The sequence below is a fragment of the Streptomyces yokosukanensis genome (assembly GCF_001514035.1).
Taxonomy (GTDB): Bacteria; Actinomycetota; Actinomycetes; order Streptomycetales; family Streptomycetaceae; genus Streptomyces; species Streptomyces yokosukanensis.
In genome coordinates this window covers 1-3825 of sequence record NZ_KQ948272.1, presented here as the reverse complement: position 1 = coordinate 3825, position 3825 = coordinate 1, and the positions used below count along the sequence as shown (strand labels likewise).

Below are 3825 nucleotides of genomic sequence, written 5' to 3'. Positions count from 1 at the left end.
CCCGCAAGAGCTTCTCCTGGAAGGACTACCTCGACCTGCTGGTGCGGGCACACATCCAGCTCGACGGCCCGATCGTGGTGGTCTGGGACAACCTCAACACCCACCTGGCCGCCGGCCTGAAACGGTACGAGGCCGAGCATGACTGGCTCACCACAGTCCGCCTGCCGCCCTATGCACCCGACTTGAACCCCGTCGAGGCCGTCTGGTCACTCGTGCGCAGAGCGATGGCCAACACTGCCTTCGACACACCCGACGACCTCGACCGCATACTCCGCCGCGAGTTACGCAGAATCCAGCTCCGGCCCCGCCTCATCGACGGCTGCCGAACCGCCACGGGCCTGACCCTCGCACCCCCGACCCCACCCTGAAAACCTCAGTAACCGCGACACAGTCGGACGCTAAACGACCCCTCTGGCGGTAGTTCGGAGAAGGCAGGTAAGGCAAGTGGGCCTGATCGGTCCGTGCCTTACAGATATCTGGGGGTTCGTCAGGCACGTACGGCACGTCAGCGGCGGGCGTGCTCGGCGGCCTGGGCGAGGTCTGCCGCAAGGTCCGGGTTCTCCCGGTTCCAGCGTCAGAGTTCGGCCTCCAAGTCGGCCCGCGTCCGCTGGAGCGCCTGGTGGAGGCGTTCGGCTGGTACCTCTACCGTCGCTTCGCCCAGTTGGAGCCGGGACCGGGGTCTGTCCGCCCAGCGCCTGGGCATCACCACGAACCCCGCCATGTCGTCGGTGCGTTTGACGACCTGAAGGGTGAGCGCGAGTTTGTCCCGGCACCAGTCGACGAGGCCGCCGGTGTAGCCGCCGTCACCCCAGACGAGGGTGATGTCGCGGTGCATTCGAAACGTGGAACTACATCTTCAACGGCACCCTGACCGTCACGGCGATCGTCATCTGGCTCCGAGACATCGTCCAAGAGCCATCAGAAACGACCTAGAGAATGCCGTCGTCGGATCGGATTCTCGACCCGACGACTGCGGCGGCTGTGTTGATGGCGGCCGATCAGGTCTCTCCGGTGCACACGCTGTGTCCCAAGTCGTCTGACGCACAGGCCTTGACATGGTTGGCGAAGGTTTCAGAAGTGTTCACATCTATCGTCCCGGAGGACCCCTTGTCCCAGGTGCCTGAAACCCAGAGGTCGACGGAGATGTCAGGGTACGGGTTCGTTCCTGGTTCGACGCCCTCGCCGTGGATGCCGCCGTTCGACGTGTTGTACCACATGCGGACGGTGAGGGGACCGTCGGACTTTTCGTCAAGCAGGATGAAGCTCTGCGGTGTCGCCGGACGGGCTGTGTGAGCGTCGGCTGCCGTGGCGGCGGTGAATACCCCGGCTGTCGCAAGCAGGACGCTGGTAGCCATTCTGATAGTGCGTGAGAACTTCACGAGCTCACCTTTCTCTATGAGCTGCAGATGCGGGATAAGCATCACGGAGAGAAGGTCACGCGAGTACCTGGGGATTTGGAGGTTGTGCTTTGTTCGCGCAACCGCTAGTAGGACTCCGTTAGGTCTATCTGAATCTTGGAGTCGTGGGTGGCCAAGTCGGCCCGCGTCCGCTGGAGCGCCTGGTGGAGGCGTTCGGCTGGTACCTCTACCGTCGCTTCGCCCAGTTGGAGCCGGGACCGGGGTCTGTCCGCCTACGAGAGGAGCAGCAGCGACAAGGGGGTGGGCCGGGCCCCGATGCCGCCGGTCGGCAACCCCGAACTCGCCCTGGTCCTGGCCGGCGTCCCGGACTCCCTGGCCCAGACCGGCGGCGACCTGTACGCGGTCATCAACCGTTGCCGCGGTCGACGCCAGCCTGGACAGGCGGGTGCTCGCAGGACGGCGCCGTGCGGGTGTTGCTGCTGCTGAGGCGGGCATCGTCGAAGCCACGGCTGCGCAGCCCGGCCTGGTCCGGCGCTCATGGGCTGCGCTAGCGGGGTCGGCGAAGGGGCGGGCCCCCTCCACCATTCGGTGCAGAGGGGGCATTCGCGATGCTTCGCTGGGCGTCAGCAGTACAGGAGAGCGTCGTGGTTGTAGGTGAAGGAGTACAGGGATCCGGCGTAGCCCGCGTCGTAGTAGTCGTCGTGGCCAAGGTCCGACTCAATGACCACCGTGTGGCCGGTGTTGTTGACGATCGAGGCAGCGTTGTCGTACACCGTCTGCCCGTAACCAGAACCGTTCCCCCAGTGAGCGAACGTGAAGTCCGACAGACTGAGGCTCTGGCCAGGCGACCAGTCTTCCCACGCGCCCCAGCCGTTCGGCGAGTTGAAGTACAAGCACACGTTCCCGCTCGGGCAGGCCTCGGCCCCCGTCGGCGGCGTGGCGGCGAAAGCGCCTCCCGTGGCCAAGCTCAACGCGGCGACCGTGAGCGTCCCCACGATCGCAAGCTTGCCGGTGCGCCGCCCGAACCTGATACGCATTGCGTCCCCTCCCATGACAGCAGTGCCGTGCACTCAATATTTGCAACCGGTCAGATCACGACCATGCTGAGGTAATCTCGAATCGCATCCGGCGGCGGTGGTGATCATGTCCGTTTCGCGGAGAGATCACCGCCGTCGCCAGCTGAGCGGTCAGGATAGGAAGAACTCCTGGTTCAGGTCGCCCCACGCGGGCCATAGCTGGAGCCCGCGGTTGGCGCCCGACGAGTCATAGTCCAGCACCAGGCCGGTGGCAACGTTGACGATCTGGGTCTTCCCGTCGGGCAGCCCCTTCAGATACCACCGCGAGGAGTCGTTATTGCAGACGTTGTTCCCATTGGTGACGACGACTGGCGAGGCTTGCTGATTCCAGTTCGGGATAAGGCAGCCGCCGTTGGGGAGCCACTCGAACTCGTACGTGCCGTCTGGATGCACGTTCGCGAATGTCCAGTGGTTGGAGTAGCCGTCGCACGCATACGCGTGAACGCTCACGCCCAAGTTGTTCGAGTCCGGCCGGAGGCACGGACTGCCGCCCCAGGGGGTCCGGAGGTTGAACGTTGCGCCCGCATGCGCCGGCAGGGCTTGCGTTGACAGCAGCGCCAGGGCTGCCGCCGGAAGCAGCAGCAAGCGTCGAAGGGTTTTGCTCATGGTTGTGCGTCCTCCCGTGAAGTCGCGGGGCCAAGAGCCCCGTTCACCCCTCCTCGAAGACCTCTACGGCGTCGGCCGAGTCGAGGTTCGATGAACCCACAATCGTCTGTATTGGCCTTGCGGGAAGCGGCCCGACCAGGCTGCCCGGCGTGGCCGCGTGGAGTCTCGTTTCCCACACAAGTCCACACACCCCGGTCGGCCCCTGTCGGCTCACCGAATGTAGCGCCGGCGACCCATGGTGTGGGGGTGTCTAATTGCACGGTGAAGCGGGGGTTCCGGTGTCGCAGTGCACAGCGAGCCGGGAAGAGTACGGGTGGGGTCTGCTCCAGCGCTGACGGTGGTACGGGGACAGCGGCGGGCCGCGAGCCGTGACGCGCCGTCACCCACCCGCGTTCACCGGACATGACCACCTGCTTGTGTCCACCGCCTGACCGCGACCTGTGCCCGCACTGCCACGGCTGGGGATTCCAGCCGGGCACGTCGGGCCCGGAGCGTCCTCCGTGCCCGCGCTGCCGGATGGCGTCCCGTGGAGTGGTGTAGCAGGGATCTTGGCGTAACCCCTGGTCATGCGGCGGCCATCGCGCGACTCTCCGAGTAGAGAAGCTCGTTGAAGCGAGAGGTGCGCGATGGCCTTACGGCATCCCGGTTCACCCCCGGTGACCGCCTCGGCCTCGGCCTTGACCTGGTGCGGAGAATGGCCCGGAGCCTGCCCGAGGAGCACGAACAGACGCGGCACCTGGGCCTGCCCGCTCTGCGGCCCCGGACGGCTCCCGTCCTACTGAGGT

5 protein-coding genes are annotated in these 3825 nt (G+C 65.8%); 1 reads left to right on the top strand and 4 read right to left on the bottom strand.

From position 1 onward, the window contains the following. The coding region (locus tag AQI95_RS44075) for a transposase (protein WP_067137125.1) at positions 1-368 on the top strand (368 nt) is incomplete at its 5' end. Between the two features lie 206 nt (positions 369-574). On the opposite strand, the gene AQI95_RS49750 is transcribed toward AQI95_RS44075, so the two are convergent. From AQI95_RS49750 to AQI95_RS44055, 4 genes are all read right to left on the bottom strand, one after another. Further along, positions 575-835, bottom strand: coding sequence for a hypothetical protein (locus tag AQI95_RS49750; RefSeq protein WP_067137123.1), 261 nt, complete (start codon positions 833-835; stop codon positions 575-577). Between the two features lie 163 nt (positions 836-998). After that, positions 999-1424, bottom strand: a complete 426-nt coding sequence (locus AQI95_RS47800; protein WP_159056784.1) for a hypothetical protein — start codon at positions 1422-1424, stop codon at positions 999-1001. Positions 1425-1981: 557 nt separating this feature from the next. Further along, a complete protein-coding gene (locus tag AQI95_RS44060) occupies positions 1982-2395 on the bottom strand; it encodes a peptidase inhibitor family I36 protein (RefSeq protein WP_067137119.1) in 414 nt (137 codons plus the stop codon). 150 nt (positions 2396-2545) lie between these two features. Further along, positions 2546-3040 carry an RICIN domain-containing protein gene (locus AQI95_RS44055; RefSeq protein WP_067137117.1) on the bottom strand — a complete coding sequence of 165 codons (495 nt, stop codon included), beginning with the start codon at positions 3038-3040 and terminating at the stop codon, positions 2546-2548. Positions 3041-3825: the final 785 nt, after the last annotated feature.